This window comes from Hyphomonas sp., from assembly GCF_041398465.1.
In the GTDB taxonomy this organism is placed as follows: domain Bacteria; phylum Pseudomonadota; class Alphaproteobacteria; order Caulobacterales; family Hyphomonadaceae; genus Hyphomonas.
In genome coordinates this window covers 472,535-492,437 of the sequence record NZ_JAWKUS010000002.1, presented here as the reverse complement: position 1 = coordinate 492,437, position 19,903 = coordinate 472,535, and the positions used below count along the sequence as shown (strand labels likewise).

The window sequence follows — 19,903 nt, the reverse complement described above, 5'->3', positions numbered from 1 at the left end:
TCTGAGTAAAGCGTTGGAAGACTTAGTCTTTCGCGCGTTCCAGATAGGTGTTGTCTTCGGTGTTGACGATGATGCGCGTGCCAACGTCGATGTGCGGCGGCACCATCACGCGGACGCCATTGTCCAGGATCGCCGGCTTGTAGCTACTCGATGCTGTCTGGCCTTTCACGACCGGCTCGGTTTCTGCGATCGTTGCCGTGATACGCGCTGGCAGGGTGGCGGAGACCGGCTCGCCATTGAACATCTGCAGGCTCACTTCCATGTTTTCCTGCAGGAACGCAGCATTGTCGCCCAGCATGGTCCCAGCCACGTAGACCTGCTCAAACGTTTCCGGGTGCATGAAGACGTAGTTGTCGCCGTCCTGGTAGAGATAGGTGTAGCCAATGTCCTCGACGAAGGCCTTTTCCAGCTTGTCTGTCGTCTTGTAGGTGTTGACGATCTTGATGCCGTCCGAAATGCGGCGCATCTCGATCGTGGTGGTTGGCGTGCCTTTGCCCGGGCGGAAGGATTCAGCCTTGAGGACAGAATAGAGCTGACCGTCGGTGTGCTCGACGATGTTGCCCCGGCGGATGTTCGCTGCAATTTCAACGGCCATGAGATGTTCCCGAGTTGCCCGGACTGGCTCCGGTGCTATAGAGCGCTCCGCTCCGGAGCGCCTGATCGGGGTTCGCCATACCGGCACTTGCGTGTTTCGCCAAGCGCCGGTTCACATATTTCGACGCTTCCGGATATTGGACAGGGCAGATGACTGACGGGAAATGGTGGCATCCGGCGCGGCACAGGGACCGCCGGCCGTTCCTGTTGCAGCGCGGCCAGGTCCGCCGGGCGCTGTCGGACTGGTTCGCCGGAGAGGGATTTCTCGAGGTCGAATGTGCGGCCCTGCAGGTCTCGCCGGGCAACGAGACCCATCTCCACGCGTTCGAGACCACATTCCGGACGGATGAGGGGCGGGAGAGCCCGCTCTACCTGCACACCTCGCCGGAGTTTTCCTGCAAGAAGCTTCTTGCCGCGGGTGAAGAGAAAATCGTCGATTTTTCAAGGGTTTTCCGGAACCGTGAGCAAGGGCCTCTGCACTCACCTGAGTTCACGATGATCGAATGGTACCGCACCGGCGCGCGCCTGACGGAGGTCATGTGGGATGCAGTCACGCTTTGCCGGACTGCGCTCGAAGCGACGGGGCGCGAGGCGCTCACCTGGCGCGGCCGCACCTGCGATCCGGGCATGACTCCGGAGTATCTCACGCTGACTGAGGCGTTCCAGCGCCATGCTAAAACGGACTTAAACGGACTACTGGATGACCGGGACGGATTTCTGCGTGCCGCCCGCGATGCCGGAGTGGGCGTTCCCGATGACGCCTCCTGGTCCGATATTTTTTCAGCCGTCCTCGTCACCTTGATCGAGCCCGCCCTTGGCGATGAGCGCCTGACGGTGCTTCACCGCTATCCCATCTGCGAGGCGGCGCTGGCTCGGGCCTGCCCGGACGATCCGCGCTTTGCCGAGCGGTTCGAGCTCTATGCCTGCGGCGTGGAACTCGCGAACGGGTTCAATGAATTGACCAATGCCGAGGAGCAGCGCGCGCGTTTCGAGGCGGATATGGACCTCAAGCAGGAACTCTATGGCGAGCGCTACCCCATAGACGAGGACTTCCTTGAGGCGCTGGACTGGATGTCGAATGCCTGCGGTGTCGCGCTCGGGTTCGACCGTCTGGTGATGCTGGCGTCCGGCGCGCGCTCGATCCATGATGTCCAGTGGACGCCGGTCGAGACATGAGCCGGCCCATCATCACGCCTGAGGCTCTGCATGAGGCCGGGCTGGTCTCAGAGGAAGAGGCCGCTGCGCTGGCACCCGTTGCGGACTATTATGCGATTGCGGTGACGCCGTTTCTGGCGAACCGCATCGACCGGTCGGACCCGCACGATCCCATCGCGCGCATGTTCGTGCCACGCCCGGAGGAACTGGTCCGGACGCCGGAAGAACTGGCCGATCCGATTGGCGATGCAGCGCATACGCCGGTACCGGGCATTGTTCACCGTTATCCCGACCGCGTGTTGCTGAAGCCGGTCGCCGTGTGCCCGGTTTACTGCCGCTTCTGCTTCCGCCGCGAAATGGTCGGGCCGGGGATTGGCGAGACTTTGGCGCCCGCAGAACTGGAAGCCGCGTTTGAGTATATCCGTACGCAGCCGGGTGTCCGGGAAGTGATCCTGACGGGCGGGGACCCGTTCATGCTGTCCCCGGCGCGCGCGGCTGCCCTGACCCAGGCGATTGCCGAAATTCCTCATGTCGAAGTTATCCGCTGGCACACGCGCATGCCGGTCGCCGATCCGGCGCGGGTGACACCCGACTTTGTGAAGGCGCTGAAGGCCGACGGCAAAGCGGTCTATGTCTCGATCCATATCAATCATGTGAAAGAATTGTCGCCAGAGACGAAGGCTGCCGCCGCACGCCTCGCCGATGCCGGCTTTCCGCTCGTGTCCCAGTCAGTCCTGCTGCGCGGTGTGAATGATGAAGTGAACTCGTTGGTCGAGTTGATGCAGGCGCTCGTGGCCGCGCGCATTCGTCCTTACTATTTGCACCATCCTGACCTCGCGCCGGGCACCGGGCATTTCCGGGTCAGTGTGGAAGAGGGGCAGGCGCTGTATTCCGCTCTGAGAGACCGCGTGTCAGGACTGGGTTTACCGCACTATGTCATCGACATTCCGGGCGGGGTCTCAAAGGCCAACGCAGCATCCTCCGATATTGTAGAAACACCGGAAGGCCGGGCATTGCGCGGCCGGGACGGAAGGCTTCATCCGTACAAGGGGTAAAATGCCTTAGTCGAGTGTCCGGCGATAACGAAGCATCGCGACACTGACAGCGACCGCGGTAAACAGGCACAAGGCAAGGATCGGGCTTTGCAGCTGGGCGAGGCTGGTATCTTTCAGCATCACACCGCGCACGATGCGCAGGAAATGCGTCAGTGGCAGGACCTCCCCGATGGTTTGGGCCCATTCCGGCATGCCGCGGAAAGGGAACATGAAGCCCGACAGGAGGATCGACGGCAGGAAGAAGAAGAAGGTCAGCTGCATGGCCTGCATTTGTGTGCGGGCGATGGTCGAGAAGGTGAAACCGAGTGCGAGGTTCGCCAGCACGAAAACAGAAACCCCCAGGAACAGGATCCACGCATTTCCGATAAAAGGAACGTCGAAGAGAAGCCGCGCGGCCAACAGAATGAGCACCGTCTGTCCGGCACCCACCACGACATAAGGCAGGATTTTACCCAACATGACTTCGATTGGCTGAACCGGCATGGCCAGCAGGTTTTCGATGGTGCCCTGTTCGGACTCGCGGGTCATGGCGATGGCCGTGATCATCACCAGCGTCATGGTCAGGATGACACCCAGAAGGCCGGGCACGATGTTGTAGCTGGTCTTGGCCTCGGGATTGTACATCTGATGGACAACGAGGTCGAAGGGCGGCTGCCCGCCCGCGAGGTTGGCGAGCGGGCCTTTCAGATCGTGCCGCAACGCATCGCTCAGGATCGTCTGCGCGAACGAGACAGCGCCGGAAGCGGCGGCGGGATCGGTGGCATCCGCCTCGATCAGAAGCTGTGGATGTTCGCCCCTGATCAGTTTGCGCGTAAAGCCCGCCGGAATGGAGACAACAAAGGCGACCTCACCCCGGGCGAGCAGGTCGCCTGTCTTGCGCGGGTCGTCGGTCTGCATCACGAAGTCATAATAGTCTGACGTTCTGAGCGACTGGATCATGGTGCGGACAATTGGTGTTTGTTCCTCCACAAGAAGTGCAGCCGGAAGGTGTTTTGGGTTCATGTTGATTGCGTAGCCGAACAGGATCAGCTGCATGATTGGTATGCCGATCATCACCGCAAAGGTCATGCGGTCTCGCCGGATCTGGACCGTTTCCTTCATGAAAACAGCCCAGATGCGACCAAAGGACCGGAGCAGGCTTTTCATGCATGCACCCTTTTGTCTTCGCCCGCTTCTGCGCTGAGGGCGATGAAGGCGTCTTCCAGGCTGGTGCGGACTTCACTCCAGCTGACATCCGGTGCCTGGTGCTTTGCAAGCGCCGCCTGAATGGCGGCGCGGTCTTTCCCACTCACATGCAGGGCCGACCCGAAATAGGCGACGTGTTCGACGCCGGGTTCATTCCTGATGTCGTCAGCGAGACGGCGGACTCCTTCGCCTTCACTACGGAAGGTCAGCAGACCGGAGCGGTCAATCACGTCTGGCACGCGGCCTTCGATGATCTTTTCGCCATGGGCGAGGTAGACGATCCGGTCGCATCGCTCGGCTTCGTCCATGTAGTGGGTCGACACCAGAACCGTCATACCCTTCAAAGAGAGATGGTGGATCTCGTCCCAGAAATCGCGCCGGGCCTGCGGGTCGACCCCGGCGGTTGGCTCGTCCAGCAGGAGGAGTTTCGGATCGTGCATCGTCACGGCGGCGAGGGCGAGGCGTTGCTTCCAGCCGCCGGACAAGGCACCAGACAATTGGTGCTGGCGGTGTGTCAGGCCAAGCGTTTCGAGCGTCTCGTCAACGGTCTGCCGGATGTGGGGCAGGCGATAGATCCGGGCGACGAATTCAAGATTTTCACGGATCGTCATGTCGCTCCAGAAAGAGAATTTCTGGGTCATGTACCCTGTCAGTTCCCGGATTCGCGCCGCGTCGCGCTGGATATCATAGCCGAGGCATTGGCCCGTCCCTTCGGTGACACGTAGCAGGCCGCAGATCATCCGGATGGTCGTCGTCTTGCCGGATCCATTGGGGCCGAGGAAGCCCCAGACCTCTCCGCTTGGCATCTGAATGTCGACACCGGCGACGGCTGTCTTGCTGCCGAAGCGTTTGACCAGCCCGTGAACGTCGATGGCGTAGTCGCCGGACATTACCAGTTCACCTCCACCGGCAGGCCCGGATGCAGGCCGATGTCTGCCGGCACTCTGGCTTCAACCATGAAGACCATTTTTTCACGGGAGTGGCGTGCATAGATCACCGGCGGCGCAAACTCCGCTTCGTGGGCGATGAAGGTGATCTCTGCCTTGACCGGGGCCGGCAAGCCATCGGCTGTTAAGGAAACCGTTTCGCCGACCTTCAGTTTCGAAATGTCCGTTTCCGGAACATAGAACCGGGCCTTGAGTCCGTCGTTCGGTAGGATGGCGATGATTGGCGTGCCAGGGGTCACGAACTCTCCCGTGCGGAAGAAGACTTCCTCGATGCGGCCCTTCGCCGGGGCGATGGTCCGGCGTTCATTTAGCCGGTATTCGGCGGCTGCCTTGGCCGCTTCAGCGGATTGCGTGGCGGCCTTAGCGGCTTCGCGGGTCGCATCGCGGGCGGGCAGGGCGGCGACTTTCAAATCTTGCTCGGCGGCATGGACCGCGGCAGTCGCCGCATCGAATTCCGCTTCGACCGTGTCTCGCTGGGACTTCGGAGCATAGCCCTGTTCGACGAGTGGCAGGATCCGGTCGCGCTCGCTCGTGGCTTTGACAAGGCGGGCTTTCGCGGCGGCGAGCTGGGCTTGAAGCCGTTTGATTTCCGGCGGGCGAGCGCCGGTGCTGAGGTCATTGGCCTGGGCGGCCGCCTGGCTGAGCCGCGAGCTCGCCTCCGACACAGCGGCCTCTTCTGCGGTGCTGTCGAGGCGGAACAGGAAGTCGCCCTGTTCGATCCGGTCGCCTTCCTTTACGGGCTGTTCGACGATTCGTCCGGCGGCCGGGGCGGCGACATAGGTCCAGTCCGCTTCGATGTAGCCAAGGTTCACCGGCTCGTCGCTCGGGCTGCAGGCGGCGAGTCCGGACAGTACGATACCAGCGATCAGTACACGTATATCAAACGCTTGTGTCATTGCGTGGTCTCAATCTGGAGGGCCCTGAGCAACATCTGCTCATGGATGTGGAATAGCTGGTCGAGGTCGACTTCGGCTTCGGATTTCTGGTTGAAGACACCTTGCCAAAGGGCGCTGAATATCACCGGTGCCATGACAAGCCGCGCGGTGAGTTCGGCGTTCTCGATCCTGGCTTCGCCGGTCTCACCCGCTCTTCGCAAAAGCGAAGAGACCATGGACAAGACGCGGTCGACCAGTTCTTCCCGGTAGGCTCTCACCATATCCGGGAAGAGCTGGCTGTCTCCGACGAGGACTTTGATCAGGCGGGGCAGTTCCGTTTGCCGGATCAGGTTCGGCGCAAACATGCGGATGCCGTGCAAGGCATCCTTCAGGGTCGGCGCTTCGTGCGTTATCCGCTCGATCAGTTCCAGGTTGGGCGATGCAAATGACTCGACCAGCCCGTGGAACATCGCTTCTTTCGAGTCGAAGTAGAGGTAGAGCGACCCCTTCGAGAGCCGGGCCCGGCTGGCGATGTCGTCCATGCGGGTCGCAGCGAACCCTTTTTCGAAGAATTCATCCAGCGCGGCAGCCAGCAGTGCCTGCCGGCGTTCATCCTTCGCTTCATCAGATCTGGCCCTGCGCATCGGAACGCCTCAAATAACTGACTGGTCAGTCAATTAAGTGCGAAGTCCATCTCTGTCAATGCTGTTACATATTTGTAATTGCCGGATATTCTCTGCCGGACGAGAAACCTGACGCGGCACGGCGGGGGCGCAGGGGCCAAGGTGCAGCCGTCTTGGAACCTTCATACATCTGACATCAAACTATTGGCTTGGCCTTTTAAGGATGCCGGCGTTTAGCTGGGACAAACCGATGCCGATCGACGATCAGTTCGTATATTCACTGGAGCTCAAGATCCTCGATCTCGAAAAGCTGGTGAATGACCTGGAAAAGCGGATAGGTGAGCTCGAGACGCAACAGGCCTCTGCCGCGCAGCTTGCACAGCCTGACGTTCCAGAAGACGTTCTCAAGCAGATTGAAGCCGGCGAGAATCCTATCCGTGCATTGCGCCAATACCGCCTCATGACCCAGAGGGAATTGAGTAATCGGTGCGGTATTCGCGCAAACCATATTTCCGCGATGGAGCGGGGAATGCCCTTCGGCCTGAAAACGGCCAAACGTCTGGCGGAAGCCCTGGAAGTGCCGGTTGGCCTTCTCACATGAGGAAGATGATGAATATTAGAATCGTGTCCGTCGCTGTCGCCGCAGTTTGCGCGCTCGGGGCTTGTTCCAAGGCGACACCATCCGGTCCTGCTGAAATCTTCCCGGGCGCGGAAGCTCCCGATCATCGCAATCATGCATATTCCATGACCGAGAGTCTGGATGGCACGATCCGCATCTACACCAAGGAGAGTGGTGACGAAGCCTGGCTCTACGAGATGCATAAAGAGGGAAATTCCTGGACAGACCCGGTCCGGATGGACCTGCCAGCCCGTCAGCGGATGAAGGGTGCGAGCTTCAGCCGAGCTGACGGTTCTCTGTATTTCGCGACCGACGCGGAAATGCCGCCACCCTTTAAAGGCAAGGACCTGAACATCTGGCGTGTCGAATGGAATGGCGATTCCTGGGGTGATGCCGAACCGATTGCGGGTGATATCAACACCGGCGCAAACGAGACGATCGCGTCGATCGCCGAAGACGGTACGATGATTTACGTGTCGAACCGGCCAGAGATGGATGGGTTCGGTTATGGCCTGGGCGAAGCTCATCAGGACGAATCCGGCGCCTGGAAGGTCACGAAGTTTCTGACAGACCTGAATGACGTCCGGACGGACGATCATGCGGTGATCACGGCGGACGGCAAACGTATCTTTTTCTATTCGCACCGGACGCCGAAAGAGGGCGGAGCCGACATCTGGACCAGTACGCGTGGCGCAGACGGCACATGGAGCACACCTGCGAATCCGGGGCCCCCATTGAATTCAGAAGCGAACGAATTTGGTCCGGGACTGTCCGGAGATGGACAGACATTGTTCTTTTCGCGCGACGGGGTGCTGATGGAAATTCCCATGGAACAGGCATTGGCCGGACTGACGGAACAGTAAATTTACGTAGACGTAAAACCTGCAGATTGTGCCGGAAAACTGTACTTAATCAGGTGCTTAGTTCGGGTTGTCGAGCGCTGTTGCAGGCCAAAGACCGCAATTATTTCCGGTATGTCTGGCGTTAATCTCGAACCTTTCGTGGCTGTCACAAAAAGTTAGTCAAACCGTTTCGTAACCGTAAATCAACGCTGCCATAAGCCACCGCGGCGGCGGGAGTCTCCCACGGGGATTCTGGGGCTTCGCGTACGTCCGACAACCGACACACAGCGGCTCCGCCTGGGGGTCTTAGAGGGAAGTTTCATGAAAATCCGCAAATCACTGAAGCTGGCGACGATGGCGAGCCTTGCCGTCCTGACGCTGGCAGCTTGCTCGGACACGACGATTTCGTCACCCGGCGAACCTTCGACTCCAGTCAGCCCTCCGCCGCCGTCACCGCCACCGGCTGCGACAGCGACGATTGATCTTGTTCCGACCGCCGGCTGCCCGACCGGCACGTCCGAAACCTCGCTGGCTTCTGTTGCCGCTGACGGTTTCTCCGATGTGCTTGTTTGCTCGATCGGCAGTGATTCAGGCTCCACGATCATCACCACCGACATCACCATCCCGGCCAATACGACGATTGCGATCCGCGGCCCGGTATTCATCGGTTCTGACAACAAGAATAACGCTGGCACCCCGGCCGTGCTGACGGTTGGCGAAGGTGTCCGCTTCTTCGGCGCATCGGCAGGTGGCACGGCGACTGCGACCGACGATTACATGGTTGTCTCGCGTGGTTCGAGAATTGAGGCTGTCGGCACCGCGAGCAATCCGATCCGGTTCACTTCGCGCGCCAAGGTCAACGACGAAGAAACCGGCACTTCCATCACGACCAATTCGACGACCGCACAATGGGGCGGTCTGGTCCTGAACGGCTTCGCGCCGATCAACGCTTGTGCTGATGCGACCGCGACGGGCGGTTCGGCTGATTGTGAGAAATCCGGCGAAGGTTCTTCCGGTCTCTTCGGTGGCGACCAGGCTGGCGACAATTCCGGTACCCTGCGCTACGTTTCGGTTGAGTATGCAGGTTCGCGTCTCACCACGGATGACGAGCTGAACGGTATCGCTTTCCAGGGTGTTGGTTCCGGCACGACTGTCGATCACATCCAGGTCCACAACAACCTCGATGACTCGGTTGAGTGGTTCGGCGGCACGGTCAATGTGAAGTACTTCATCTCGACCGGCGCAGGCGACGACAATATCGACTGGACGGATGGCTGGACCGGCAAGCTGCAGTTCGCAGTCGTCAATTCGACCAACCCGTCTTCGGAAGACCCGCGCGGCATCGAAGCCGACAACCTGAACAACGCGAACGCAGCCACTCCGTTCTCTGATCCGAGCATCTCGAACGTGACGATGGTTGGCCAGTCCGGCAACCATCAGGGCGTCCTGCTGCGTCGCGGCACGATGGGTAACCTCGTGAACATGATCGTCGTGGACTTCCCGACGGGCCTCGACATCGACAATACGCAAACATTCGACAACTACACTGCAGGCGATCTGGTTCTGCAAAGCTGGTTGCTCGACAATACGGCGAACTTCGACACCGATACGGATCCGCCGCCGAGCTTCCCGGCATCCGCCAACATCCGGACGGCCAACAACACGCTGACCGACGGCTTCTTCCCGGGCCAGCAAGAACTGAACATTCCGGTATCTTCGCTGCTGTGGGGCGACTCCTTCTTCACCCAAACGGATTACATTGGTGCTTTCGCGCCGACAGAAACCGTCTCCAACAACTGGGCGTCCTTCGCTCAGCCGGGTACGCTGTTCCCGGTAACCGAAGCTAACTGCCCGACCAACACGACCCAGAACGGTACGCTGGACGGCAAGAAGCTCTGCGTAATCAGCGGTGCGAGCGCCATCACCAGCGATATCCACCTGACCAATGGCGACCAGCTTGTCTACGAATTGAACGGCGCGGTCTTCATCGGTGTGGACCAGGGTGCAGACCCGGCCGCTCCGGCCGCTGGTTCGGCAAGCGCCACGCTGACGATCGACGCAGGCGTCACCGTGCTCGGCGCCAACAATGACGACTACCTGGTCATTACGCGCGGTTCGAAAATCCTGTCGAACGGTACGGCTTCCCGTCCGGTTGTCTTCACGGCGAAAAGCAAGGTCGACGGCACTGGTACGTTCGATCAGGACACCAAAGGCATCTGGGGCGGCGTTATCCTGAACGGCCGCGCTCCGATCAACGCTTGTGCAGATGCTGCTGCGACCGGTGGTACGGTTGGCTGCGAAAAATCTGGTGAAGGTTCGTCCGGCTTCTTCGGCGGCGCAACTTCCGACGATGACTCCGGTCAGCTCTTCTACACGCGTGTCGAGTACGCCGGTGTCCGCCTCACGAACGACGACGAACTGAACGGCATTGCATTCCAGGGTGTCGGTTCGGGCACGGAAGTCGAATACGTGCAGGTCTACAACAACCTCGACGACTGCTATGAGTGGTTCGGCGGCACAGTCAGCGCGAAGCACCTGCTGGCAACCGGCTGTGGTGACGACCAGTTCGACTGGACCGATGGTTGGCAGGGTTCGCTGCAGTACGGCATCGCCTATGGTGGCGTCGCGTCGGCGACCGGTGGTGTGTCCAATGACCCGAACGGTCTTGAAGGTGACAACCTCGACAAAGCCAACGCCTCGACCCCGGTGTCCACGCCGCGGATTTCGAACCTGACGGTTATTTCCGGTGGTGAACCGACCGATCAGATCGGCGTGAAGCTGCGCCGCGGTATGGCCGGTACGGTTGCGAACATGATCGTCCTCGGATGGCACGAGTTCGGCCTCGATGTTGATGACTCCATCACCATCGCCAACGCCGACAGCGGTACGCTGAACCTGCAGTCGATCTTCCTCTCCGGAAATGCTGCAACCTTCGCAGCCGACGGTACGGAACCGACGATGTTCACCAGCACGACTGAGCAAGCCGCGCAAAACATTGTGGACTCTGCAGCGAACACAATGAGCGGTTTCACCTTCCGCTCGGGCCGTCCGGGTGTTGTTCCGGGTGCCAATGAAAATGCGGTCACAGTGTTCGACGTGACTGGCATCGGTAACCTGGAACCGACTGACTACATTGGCGCCGTCAAGGATGCCAACGACAAATGGTACCTCGGCTGGTCGATCGACCAGGCCGGAAACCTGACCAGCGCCAACTAATTGTTGGGCGGCAATTGGGTGGAGCAGCGCATTCCTGCTGCTCCACCTTAATTGCATTCACAGCCACTTTTTATGCGACTGCTCCGGCTTCGCATTCAGGAAAACCAAGATGAAACGTTTCATGTCTGCCCGCTCAGTCCTTCTGACGAGTGCCTGTCTGGCGTGGATCTCTCCCGCACTGGCCCAGGACGCGACCCCCGCAGATCCCGCAGCCACAGTGGAAGAGCAGCCCGCTCCTGCCGCCACTGACGATGCTGAATCCCGCCAACAAACCGTTGTTGTCCGCGGCCAGTTCATTCCGGATGAAAAGCGCAGCACGTCAGAAGTTTCCGCCCTCATCGATGCGGGGGATTTCGACCTGCAGGGTGACGGAGACGCGGCGGCGGCGCTTGCCCGTGTGGCCGGTATTGCGACCGCTGAAGATGAATTCATCTATGTGCGGGGTCTGAACGAACGTTATTCCACGGCACTTCTCAACGGCTCGCCATTGCCAAGCCCTGCGCCGCTCCGCCGGGTTGTTCCGCTGGACCTGTTCCCGACTTCAACGCTGAAAAGCGTTCTCGTCCAGAAGACATATTCCCCGAACCTTCCCGGTGAATTCGGCGGCGGTACGGTAGATCTGCGCACCAAGGCGATCCCTGATGAGCCGTTCCTGACGGTCGGCGTCAAGGCATCCGTCGATATGCAGACCACTCTCAAGGACGGGCTGCAGTATGATGGTAGCGATACCGATTGGCTCGGCTTTGATGATGGTTCACGTGATCGTCCGTCGATCGCGAACGGACTTACGCGCGAGTTTGGCCAGGAGTTGACCGGTAATTCCTCGCTTCTCGTCATGCAGAGCGGTGAGGTTCCTCCGAATGGTGGCGCCGACATTTCAGGCGGTACACGGTTCGATGTAAATGAAAACCTGTCCATCGGATTCACGGCTTCCGCCGGTTATTCCAACAACTGGCAGACGAAGCAGGGCCAGCGCAGCTTTGCCTCGGTCGATGCAGGGACGGACACGCTGGTGCCCAACCAGAAATTCACCCGGGATTCGACTCAGAATACGGTTGGTTTGAACGGGCTTGCGACCCTGGGCTTCGACCTGTTCGATAATCACGAAATCAAATTCACTGGCCTGATTACCCGTTCCTCTGAAAAGGAAGCGCGTATTATCAGCACGGGGCTCGACGGGTTCAACCAGGAAGGCTCGCGTCTTCGCACCGATTACCTGGACTGGATCGAGCGGCAATTGTGGTCGACACAGGTGCAAGGCGAGCACTTCTTCCCGGGCCTGCACGACCTGAAAGTTGAATGGCGCGGTTCTTATTCCGAAGCCCTTCGCGACGCGCCATACCAACTCAGCAATATCTACCGCATTGGTAGCGATGGTGGCCTGGCGCTCTCGAGCAGCCCAAGTGCGAACCGCGTACAGTTCAGCACAATTTATGACGACACGACCGACTTCGGTATCGACTTCACCCTTCCTCTTGACCGCCTTGGCGACTGTTTCCTGTTCTGCGAAACGGAACTGAAGTTCGGTTACGGATATACCGAGAATGACCGTAAAGCGACGTCGATCATTTACGACATCAACGGTGTTGGTGGTGTGGATGGGCCTGACGGCATCGGTACAAACCGGCTCGACTATATCTATGCCTATCTCTTCCAGACAGGCGGTGCCGGCTCAGTGTCGGAGATCAAAAGCGACGGCTTCCCGCAGCTCTACGTCGCGACGCTGGAAATCGACGCCGGATATGTTGGTATCGATACGCAGGTCACACCGTACATTCGTGCTGCCATTGGTGCCCGCTTCGAAGATGCCATCGAGGCGATCGATACCCGTACGATCGGTATGGATCTCGCGAACAACTATACCGAAGCATGGATTGACGAGCAGGACTGGTTCCCGGCCGTGACCATCACCTGGAACCCGCTTGATGAAATCCAGGTGCGTGGCGGCTACTCCGAGACGCTGACACGCCCGCAGTTCCGCGAACTTGCGCCGGCTGTGTTCAACAACTCGGAAACCGATGTGACGTTCTTCGGTAACCCCTATTTGCAGAACGCTTCGATCAAGAACTATGACTTGCGGGCGGAATACTATTTTGCACGTGATCAGTTTGCGACGTTCGGATTGTTCTACAAGGACATCACGAACCCGATTGAAGAGATCCTGGTTCCGGCTGAGACCCTGCAGACCAGCTTCATCAATGCCCCGTCGGCGGAGCTTTACGGCTTCGAAGTTGAATACGAACAGATCCTGCCGATGGATCAATGGACCAACATGTCGTTCTTCGACGAGCGGGAGCTTCAGGTGAAGGCGAACTACACCTGGTCAGATTCTTCCGTCAGCGCTGACGGCGATGTCGCAATTAATATCGGCACCAATCTCAATCCGGTTCGCGGCACGGCCTCGGCTGCTGGGCGAATTCAGGATGGCCGCCGGATGCAGGGACAATCGGAGCACTTGTTCAATCTTCAGATCGGTCTGCTTAACGAGAGTGCGCAGTCCGAATACAACCTGCTCTTGAACTATGTCTCGGAAAGAATCCGTTCAGGCGAAATCCTGGCTCGCAACGTCCCGGCTTTCCTCGAGCAGCCGCCAATGACAGTGGACTTTGTCTGGAACAAGAGCTTCAATATGGGCAGTGGAGACTATGAGTTCTCGCTGAATATCCAGAACTTGTTTGGTGAAAGCTATGAGGCTTACCAGGAATACGGTTCTGACCGGGTCTACGTAGACACCTACAAGCAGGACACGGTGTTCAGCGTCGGCCTCAAACGGAGGTTCTGATCGTTTGACTGGATCGAGATCCAGAATGCTGACTGGGGGGTCCGCGGTGGAGAATATCCGCCGCGGGCTCCTCCGTTTTGCCGGGCCCTCGATTATGGTTACCGAGGTGCTGTTGATTGCGGGACTGGCCGTTATCCTTGCAAAAATCGGCTGGTTGATTGTGGAGCCAGGCGGGGCTGTGTTGGGACAGCAGCCAATGGTCCTGCGGTCGAATGTTGACGGTGAACCAGCGGGGAAAACCCTCGTCGGTGACATGACCTTGCTGGTAACGTCCAATCCCTTTTCTCTTATGGCGGAACCTGTCGAAGATGTGCAGGAAGCGCCCGAAACCAATCTCAATCTGGTGCTTAAAGGTGTCCGCGCCTCCGCAGATGGCACGGGTGTTGCGATGATTGTGATGCCGAACAACCGGCTGAGCATTTTTGCGCCAGGTGAGACCATTCTCGACGGAGTGGTGCTCGACCGGGTGTATGGAGATCGCGTGACCTTGCGCAAGGACGGCCAGATTGAAGCCTTGCTGATGTCGAGCGGCGCGGACCGGCTGTCGGTCTTGTCTTCGCCCGGCGATCCAGAGCCCAGAACTTCCGGCAGCAATGCGGCCGGTGATGATGGCCTGATCAGCACAACGGCAAGCGATTTCCTCGCCAATCTTGCGATCAATCCCGTTCATCGCGGACAGGATTTTGTTGGATACGAAATCAGCAGCCGGGGTGATGCGGCATTGCTGGAGCTGTCCGGCCTGAAGTCCGGAGACATCATCCTCTCTGTCGATGGTGTCTCGATCGGCGCGACCGGCCCGGGAGAGCTCGCCATGAAGCTTTCGTCATCCAGGAAAGTCCGCCTCAGAATTGACCGTAATGGTCGTCAGATCGATCAGATATTCACGCTGCCGGAGAACCCGTAGCTCATGAAACTCAAATCCGTCCTCTCTGCTGCGCTCTTCGCTGCGGCTGCGCCGAGTGCATTTGCCCTGGCTGGTGAAAGTAGTCCGGAGCCGTCGCGCCACATCATGAACTTTGATGATGTGGAGCTTTCAGCCCTGATTGCCGATGTGTCGACCGTCACCGGATACACCTTCATTGTTCATCCCGATGCCCGTACGAAGCGCGTCACGGTATCCTCGTCCACGCCTTTGACGCGTGACCAGGTGTTTGACGTGTTCCTTTCTGCGCTGCGGGTCCACGGGTTCACCGCCGTACCGGCAGGCCGGTCCACTTACCGCATCGTGCCGGAACGCCAGGCTGTGTCGGATGCCAGCACATCGGTGAGCGGGTCCAACACCTTCACGACCGAGATTTTCGCTCTCAAGCATTCTTCGGCACGTGACGTTGCTGCGGTTATCAAGCCATTGATCGCGGAGCAGGGGCAGGTTGTCGCCAATAATGCGTCGAATACGCTGGTGGTCGTTGACTATGCGTCGAACCTGCCGCGCCTGCGCGCGATGCTGAAGCAAATCGACTCCGACCCATCCATTACGCAGACGATCAGCCTGAAGAATATTCCGGCGCGTGAGATGGCGACCATTCTGACGAGCCTTTCGATACCACCGGGAGAGAACTCCTATGGTGTGAATTTTCAGGCTGTGGCCTCCGATACCGGTAATGCCATCGTTCTGAGGGGAGATGATGCGCTCGTGCGCCGGGCTGTGGAAGTCAGCCGTGAACTGGACTCGCATGATCGCACGCAAGACACTTTGCGTGTCATTCCGCTGAACAATGCGAACGCAGTAGATCTCGTCCCCGTGCTTCAGCAAATGGCGACAGCGATGGATGCGCGCCGCGCAGCTGGTGGAGAGCCGGATGCCACGACGACAATCGCGCATCACGAACCAACCAACTCCCTGGTCATCAGCGCACCGCCGGAAACTCTGAGCGCGCTCGAGCGGATCGTCACCGATCTGGACCGGCGGCGGGCTCAGGTGCTGGTCGAGGCGATCATCGTTGAAATGTCTGACGATACCGCACGGGAACTTGGCTTGCAGTTCCTTGTGTCCGGAACGAATGACTCCACCGTACCATTTGTTTCGACAAACTATTCCCGCTCTGCCCCCAGCATGCTGGCCCTCGCAGGGGCTCTCAGCTCCAGCACGCCTTTCGGCACGGGAACGTCAGAGACCAATCCATTTTCGGAAGCGGCCATCAACTCGCTTCTGGGCCTGTCAGGTCTCAGCATCGGCGTCGGCGGGCAGGACGGAGACACGCTGTTCGGCGCGATCCTGACGGCAGTCGAAAACGACACTCAGTCCCGCATCCTGTCCAAGCCGTTCAACATGACGCTGGACAATGGTACCTCATCGCTGCTGGTCGGCCAGGAAGTGCCGGTCGCAACGGGCGAAGTGCTGGGCGATTCCAACTCCAATCCGTTCCGCACGGTAGAACGCCGGGATGTCGGTGTCGGGCTGGATGTCACGCCACGGATTTCGAACGATGATACGATCAGGCTCGATATCACGCAGGAAGTGTCCAATATCGCTCAGGCGATCACGACGGGCTCCAGCACGGATCTGATCTTCAATACACGGAAGATCAGCACGAGCGTCATCGCAGACAACGGCGAAATCATTGTGCTGGGTGGCCTCGTGGAACAGACCGAAAGCATAACCAACGAGAAAGTGCCGGTGCTTGGCGATATCCCGGTGGCGGGCCGCCTGTTCCGGTCAGAGGGCAAGGGGCTCGGCCGCACAAACCTGATGGTGTTCATCCGCCCCACAATTGTGCGCAGTCGTGACGACGCGCGCGCAGCGACATCCCGGTCCTATCGTTATCTCCGCGCTCAGGAATTGTGGAGCGGTGATGGCGACAGCGGTGAATCTCTCGACCGCTTCGTCACTCAGGTGCTCGGGAGCCCGCCGCCACAATGACAACCGCACCCGCCATCCAGCAATTCACCTATGCCTTTGCGAAGGACAAAGGTGTTGTTGTGTTGCCCGGACGGGAGAGTCTGACGCTTGGTGTGCGAGCAGGCGCAGATCCACTTGTTTTGCTGGAGGCGCGGCGTGCGCTCGGGTCCAGTTTCGAACTGGAGTCGCTTGACCGTGATGCGTATGAGCGGACGCTGGCGGACGTGTTCGCAGCCGACGCCATGTCCGGGGAAAGCGTCAACGCTGCCGTTGATGCACGTGGCGGACTGGAAAGCCTGATCGACGATCTGCCCAAGGCGGCAGACCTGCTCGAAGGTCAGGATGATGCCCCGGTTATTCGTCTGATCAACGGTCTTATTCATGAGGCGATGAAGCAGCGGGCGTCCGACATTCATATTGATCCGTTCGAAGATACACTTTCCATCCGCTACCGTATCGATGGAGACCTCGTGGAGGTGCTCACCCCGCCGCGGAAACTGGCGGCGCCAATTGTCTCCCGCATCAAGGTCATGTCGCGTCTGGATATTGCGGAAAAGCGCCTCCCGCAGGATGGCCGGATCTCCTTGTCGGCGGGCGGAAAATCTATCGATGTGCGGGTTGCCACGCTTCCGACCCGGTACGGCGAGCGTGTTGTGTTGCGACTTCTTGATACGAAGAACGCATTGCTGGATCTGACCGACCTCGGAATGGATCAAGACACATATAAGCGCTTCGCCGAAGCGCTCAGCCAACCAAACGGCGTGATCCTGGTTACGGGGCCGGTCGGATCGGGAAAGACCACTACGCTCTATTCCGCTTTGTCGCGCCTGAACACTGGCCGGGACAACATCATGACGCTGGAAGATCCGGTCGAATATGGTTTGCCGGGCATCAGCCAGACGCAGATGGACCACAAGGTGGGCTTGAATTTTGCGGCGACGCTCCGCTCCATCCTGCGGCAAGACCCAAACGTTGTGATGGTTGGCGAGATCAGGGATTCCGAAACAGCAGAAGTGGCATTCGAGTTTGCCTCGACCGGGCGGCTTGCGCTTTCGACCCTGCACACGAATTCTGCATCCGGCGCGATCACGCGCCTTCGCGACATGGGTGTAGAAGATTACCTACTGTCTTCGACACTCCGCGCCATCATGGCTCAACGTCTGGTGCGCAAGCTTTGTCCCATGTGCAAGACAGCACGCGAGGCAACGCACGCAGAGTGCGAAGCGCTCGCCTTGCCGGAAGAGACTGACCTGACGGTTTATGACCCGCAGGGCTGCATCTCCTGCGGCCAAACCGGCTTCACCGGTCGTCTCGGGGTTTATGAACTGTTGGTTGCGGATCGGAACATCCGCAACATGCTGGGCGATGGGGCATCGGAAGACGCAATCGATCAGGCGGCGTTCGCGCACCACGACCGTCTGCTCGACAATGCGCGCCGCTATGTGCTCTCGGGGGAGACCAGCGTCGCAGAAGTCCTGCGCGCCTGCCGCAAGGGAGGCCAGTAATGGCCGCCTTCGAATACGTCGCGCTTGATGCTGACGGCAAGCGCCGTTCGGGCATCATCTCTGCCGACAGTGCGCGTTCGGCACGCAAAGAACTGCGCCTGCGAGACCTGAGCGTTCTCAACGTCGATCCAGTCGCAGAGAAGCCGTCGAAGGTCACCGTTCGCCGTGGCCGTCTCAGTGACAAGCAACGTGTGCTCCTCGTCCGACAATTGTCCGTGCTGCTCAAGTCTGGCCTGGCCGTCGAGCAGGCCTTGGGTGCGTGCGCGGGCAGCGAGAACCCGGTGAGCGTTCAGAAAGCGGTGCATACGGTCCGCGCAGATGTTGTTGAAGGTGCGCGTCTGTCCGAAGCCATGGCGCTTGCGCCAGATGCATTTCCACCGCTTGTCAGGGCCGTGACGGCTGCAGGGGAGATGTCCGGCAAGCTGGGTGACATCATGGAACGCCTCGCGACCTATCTGGAGCGCAGCTATCAACTCCGTCAGAAAGTGCGTGCTGCGCTGATCTATCCGGCGTTGCTTACTGTCATGGCAATGGGGATGGTGATTGCGCTCATGGTGGTCGTCGTGCCTCGGTTGGTGGAGCAGTTTGACCTGTTCGATGCGCAGCTGCCGATGCTGACACGCATCGTGATCGCTTTGTCCAACGGCGTTCGCGAGTATGGCCTTCTGATCCTGCTGGCCATTGCCGCAGCGGCCTTCATCGGGGCGCGGCTCCTGCGCCAGCCAGCCATGCGGCGAAGCCTTGACCAGTTTGTCTTGCGCTTGCCGCTGATCGGCCCTCAGACCCGCACGGTCGCCGCAGCACGTTTCGCCAGGGTTTTCGCAACGCTTTCAGCGTCCGGCGCGACGGTCCTGGAGTCACTGGAAGGCGCAAAAGGAGCGGCCAACAATACGGTGATTTCGGATGCGACGGATTTTATTGCTGAACGGGTTCGCGAAGGTGGCTCCTTGTCCAGTGCCCTGTCTGCCACGGGAGTTTTCCCGCCAATGATGGTCCACATGGTCACCAGCGGTGAGGCTGGCCGTGATGTGTCCGGCATGATGAACCGGGCTGCGGACTTTCTGGATACGGAATTCGAAACGGGCTCTGCTGCGCTGCTGGCGCTGGCCGAGCCGCTTATCATCGTGTTGATGGGCGGGATTGTCGGGCTGATCGTAATGTCGATCATGCTACCGATCCTGCAACTCAACACGCTCGCCATGTCATAGGAGACAAAGTCATGATGCCAGTCAGGAAGAATGACAAAGCCCGCCGCCGGAAAGATGCCGGTTTTTCCCTTGTGGAGCTGATGGTGGTGATCTTCATCATGGGCCTGCTTGCGACCCTGGTGATCATCAACGTTGCACCCGTCGGCGAACAGTCCCGCGTCGGCAAAGTCCGCGCGGATATCGCGGCGTTCGAAAGTGCGCTCGAAATGTACAGCCTCGACATGTACTCCTATCCGAACGCGGAAGTCGGGCTCGCCGCCTTGAAGACCCCTCCCGCAGGTGCGGACATCGCGACCTACCGGCCGGGCGGGTACGTCAAGCGCCTGCGCGATGATCCGTGGGGAAACCCCTACAATTATGACATGCCCGGCCAGCGCTCTGGCGGAGCATATGACCTCTACTCGTCTGGTCCTGATGGCAAGGCGGGGACGGCTGACGATATCGGCAACTGGGAATAG

The 19,903-nt window shown here is 59.4% G+C and carries 16 protein-coding genes; 11 read left to right on the top strand and 5 right to left on the bottom strand.

Annotation, left to right across the window (positions count from 1 at the left end; genetic code table 11):
• Nucleotides 1-22: 22 nt before the first annotated feature.
• Nucleotides 23-595, bottom strand: coding sequence for an elongation factor P (gene efp / locus R3C98_RS08960; protein ID WP_371313769.1), 573 nt, complete (start codon nucleotides 593-595; stop codon nucleotides 23-25).
• A 149-nt stretch (nucleotides 596-744) separates the two neighbouring features.
• Here efp and epmA point away from each other — a divergent pair, with 149 nt between their 5' ends.
• Together epmA and R3C98_RS08950 are read left to right on the top strand one after the other, a co-directional pair.
• Complete coding sequence (gene epmA / locus R3C98_RS08955) at nucleotides 745-1,770, top strand: EF-P lysine aminoacylase EpmA (protein WP_371313768.1); 1,026 nt, start codon at nucleotides 745-747, stop codon at nucleotides 1,768-1,770.
• Nucleotides 1,767-2,804: a lysine-2,3-aminomutase-like protein gene (locus tag R3C98_RS08950; protein WP_371313767.1), complete on the top strand. Its 1,038-nt coding sequence runs from the start codon at nucleotides 1,767-1,769 to the stop codon at nucleotides 2,802-2,804. Before epmA ends, R3C98_RS08950 begins: the two co-directional genes overlap by 4 nt.
• Nucleotides 2,805-2,810: 6 nt before the next feature.
• Here the strand turns inward: R3C98_RS08950 and R3C98_RS08945 are convergent, their stop codons facing one another.
• Genes R3C98_RS08945 through R3C98_RS08930 form a run of 4 tightly spaced genes read right to left on the bottom strand, consistent with a single transcriptional unit; the run spans nucleotide 2,811 to nucleotide 6,455 of the window.
• Nucleotides 2,811-3,950, bottom strand: coding sequence for an ABC transporter permease (locus tag R3C98_RS08945; RefSeq protein ID WP_371313766.1), 1,140 nt, complete (start codon nucleotides 3,948-3,950; stop codon nucleotides 2,811-2,813).
• Nucleotides 3,947-4,879 (bottom strand): ABC transporter ATP-binding protein, encoded by a 933-nt coding sequence (locus tag R3C98_RS08940; protein WP_371313765.1) that lies wholly within the window; start codon nucleotides 4,877-4,879, stop codon nucleotides 3,947-3,949. Before R3C98_RS08940 ends, R3C98_RS08945 begins: the two co-directional genes overlap by 4 nt.
• Nucleotides 4,879-5,832 (bottom strand): HlyD family secretion protein, encoded by a 954-nt coding sequence (locus tag R3C98_RS08935; protein WP_371313764.1) that lies wholly within the window; start codon nucleotides 5,830-5,832, stop codon nucleotides 4,879-4,881. The genes R3C98_RS08940 and R3C98_RS08935 overlap by 1 nt, the downstream gene beginning before the upstream one ends.
• Nucleotides 5,829-6,455: a TetR/AcrR family transcriptional regulator gene (locus R3C98_RS08930; RefSeq protein WP_371313763.1), complete on the bottom strand. Its 627-nt coding sequence runs from the start codon at nucleotides 6,453-6,455 to the stop codon at nucleotides 5,829-5,831. The genes R3C98_RS08935 and R3C98_RS08930 overlap by 4 nt, the downstream gene beginning before the upstream one ends.
• Nucleotides 6,456-6,684: 229 nt before the next feature.
• Between R3C98_RS08930 and R3C98_RS08925 the strand changes: the two genes are divergently transcribed.
• The 9 genes from R3C98_RS08925 (at nucleotide 6,685) to gspG (ending at nucleotide 19,903) form a co-directional block, all read left to right on the top strand.
• Nucleotides 6,685-7,035 carry a helix-turn-helix domain-containing protein gene (locus R3C98_RS08925; protein ID WP_371313762.1) on the top strand — a complete coding sequence of 117 codons (351 nt, stop codon included), beginning with the start codon at nucleotides 6,685-6,687 and terminating at the stop codon, nucleotides 7,033-7,035.
• A gap of 5 nt (nucleotides 7,036-7,040) precedes the next feature.
• Nucleotides 7,041-7,916, top strand: a complete 876-nt coding sequence (locus R3C98_RS08920) for a hypothetical protein (protein WP_371313761.1) — start codon at nucleotides 7,041-7,043, stop codon at nucleotides 7,914-7,916.
• Between the two features lie 300 nt (nucleotides 7,917-8,216).
• On the top strand, nucleotides 8,217-11,111 hold the full coding sequence (locus tag R3C98_RS08915) for a hypothetical protein (RefSeq protein ID WP_371313760.1): 2,895 nt from the start codon (nucleotides 8,217-8,219) through the stop codon (nucleotides 11,109-11,111).
• Between the two features lie 109 nt (nucleotides 11,112-11,220).
• Nucleotides 11,221-13,893, top strand: a complete 2,673-nt coding sequence (locus tag R3C98_RS08910) for a TonB-dependent receptor domain-containing protein (protein WP_371313759.1) — start codon at nucleotides 11,221-11,223, stop codon at nucleotides 13,891-13,893.
• A 25-nt stretch (nucleotides 13,894-13,918) separates the two neighbouring features.
• Nucleotides 13,919-14,797 (top strand): type II secretion system protein N, encoded by an 879-nt coding sequence (locus R3C98_RS08905; RefSeq protein ID WP_371313758.1) that lies wholly within the window; start codon nucleotides 13,919-13,921, stop codon nucleotides 14,795-14,797.
• 3 nt (nucleotides 14,798-14,800) lie between these two features.
• Nucleotides 14,801-16,753 (top strand): type II secretion system secretin GspD, encoded by a 1,953-nt coding sequence (gspD, locus tag R3C98_RS08900; RefSeq protein ID WP_371313757.1) that lies wholly within the window; start codon nucleotides 14,801-14,803, stop codon nucleotides 16,751-16,753.
• A complete protein-coding gene (locus R3C98_RS08895) occupies nucleotides 16,750-18,237 on the top strand; it encodes a GspE/PulE family protein (protein WP_371313756.1) in 1,488 nt (495 codons plus the stop codon). The genes gspD and R3C98_RS08895 overlap by 4 nt, the downstream gene beginning before the upstream one ends.
• Nucleotides 18,237-19,445, top strand: a complete 1,209-nt coding sequence (gene gspF / locus R3C98_RS08890; RefSeq protein WP_371313755.1) for a type II secretion system inner membrane protein GspF — start codon at nucleotides 18,237-18,239, stop codon at nucleotides 19,443-19,445. Before R3C98_RS08895 ends, gspF begins: the two co-directional genes overlap by 1 nt.
• A gap of 11 nt (nucleotides 19,446-19,456) precedes the next feature.
• Nucleotides 19,457-19,903: a type II secretion system major pseudopilin GspG gene (gene gspG, locus R3C98_RS08885; RefSeq protein ID WP_371313754.1), complete on the top strand. Its 447-nt coding sequence runs from the start codon at nucleotides 19,457-19,459 to the stop codon at nucleotides 19,901-19,903.

What these genes read in the sequence shown, in the direction of transcription:
- R3C98_RS08930 (WP_371313763.1), bottom strand. Translation starts at nt 6,455, where the DNA reads ATGCGCAGGGCCAGATCTGATGAAGCGAAGGATGAACGCCGGCAGGCA.
- efp (WP_371313769.1), bottom strand. Translation starts at nt 595, where the DNA reads ATGGCCGTTGAAATTGCAGCGAACATCCGCCGGGGCAACATCGTCGAG.
- epmA (WP_371313768.1), top strand. Translation starts at nt 745, where the DNA reads ATGACTGACGGGAAATGGTGGCATCCGGCGCGGCACAGGGACCGCCGG.
- R3C98_RS08910 (WP_371313759.1), top strand. Translation starts at nt 11,221, where the DNA reads ATGAAACGTTTCATGTCTGCCCGCTCAGTCCTTCTGACGAGTGCCTGT.
- gspD (WP_371313757.1), top strand. Translation starts at nt 14,801, where the DNA reads ATGAAACTCAAATCCGTCCTCTCTGCTGCGCTCTTCGCTGCGGCTGCG.
- gspG (WP_371313754.1), top strand. Translation starts at nt 19,457, where the DNA reads ATGATGCCAGTCAGGAAGAATGACAAAGCCCGCCGCCGGAAAGATGCC.
- R3C98_RS08915 (WP_371313760.1), top strand. Translation starts at nt 8,217, where the DNA reads ATGAAAATCCGCAAATCACTGAAGCTGGCGACGATGGCGAGCCTTGCC.
- R3C98_RS08905 (WP_371313758.1), top strand. Translation starts at nt 13,919, where the DNA reads ATGCTGACTGGGGGGTCCGCGGTGGAGAATATCCGCCGCGGGCTCCTC.
- R3C98_RS08895 (WP_371313756.1), top strand. Translation starts at nt 16,750, where the DNA reads ATGACAACCGCACCCGCCATCCAGCAATTCACCTATGCCTTTGCGAAG.
- R3C98_RS08940 (WP_371313765.1), bottom strand. Translation starts at nt 4,879, where the DNA reads ATGTCCGGCGACTACGCCATCGACGTTCACGGGCTGGTCAAACGCTTC.
- R3C98_RS08950 (WP_371313767.1), top strand. Translation starts at nt 1,767, where the DNA reads ATGAGCCGGCCCATCATCACGCCTGAGGCTCTGCATGAGGCCGGGCTG.
- R3C98_RS08920 (WP_371313761.1), top strand. Translation starts at nt 7,041, where the DNA reads ATGATGAATATTAGAATCGTGTCCGTCGCTGTCGCCGCAGTTTGCGCG.
- R3C98_RS08945 (WP_371313766.1), bottom strand. Translation starts at nt 3,950, where the DNA reads ATGAAAAGCCTGCTCCGGTCCTTTGGTCGCATCTGGGCTGTTTTCATG.
- R3C98_RS08935 (WP_371313764.1), bottom strand. Translation starts at nt 5,832, where the DNA reads ATGACACAAGCGTTTGATATACGTGTACTGATCGCTGGTATCGTACTG.
- R3C98_RS08925 (WP_371313762.1), top strand. Translation starts at nt 6,685, where the DNA reads ATGCCGATCGACGATCAGTTCGTATATTCACTGGAGCTCAAGATCCTC.
- gspF (WP_371313755.1), top strand. Translation starts at nt 18,237, where the DNA reads ATGGCCGCCTTCGAATACGTCGCGCTTGATGCTGACGGCAAGCGCCGT.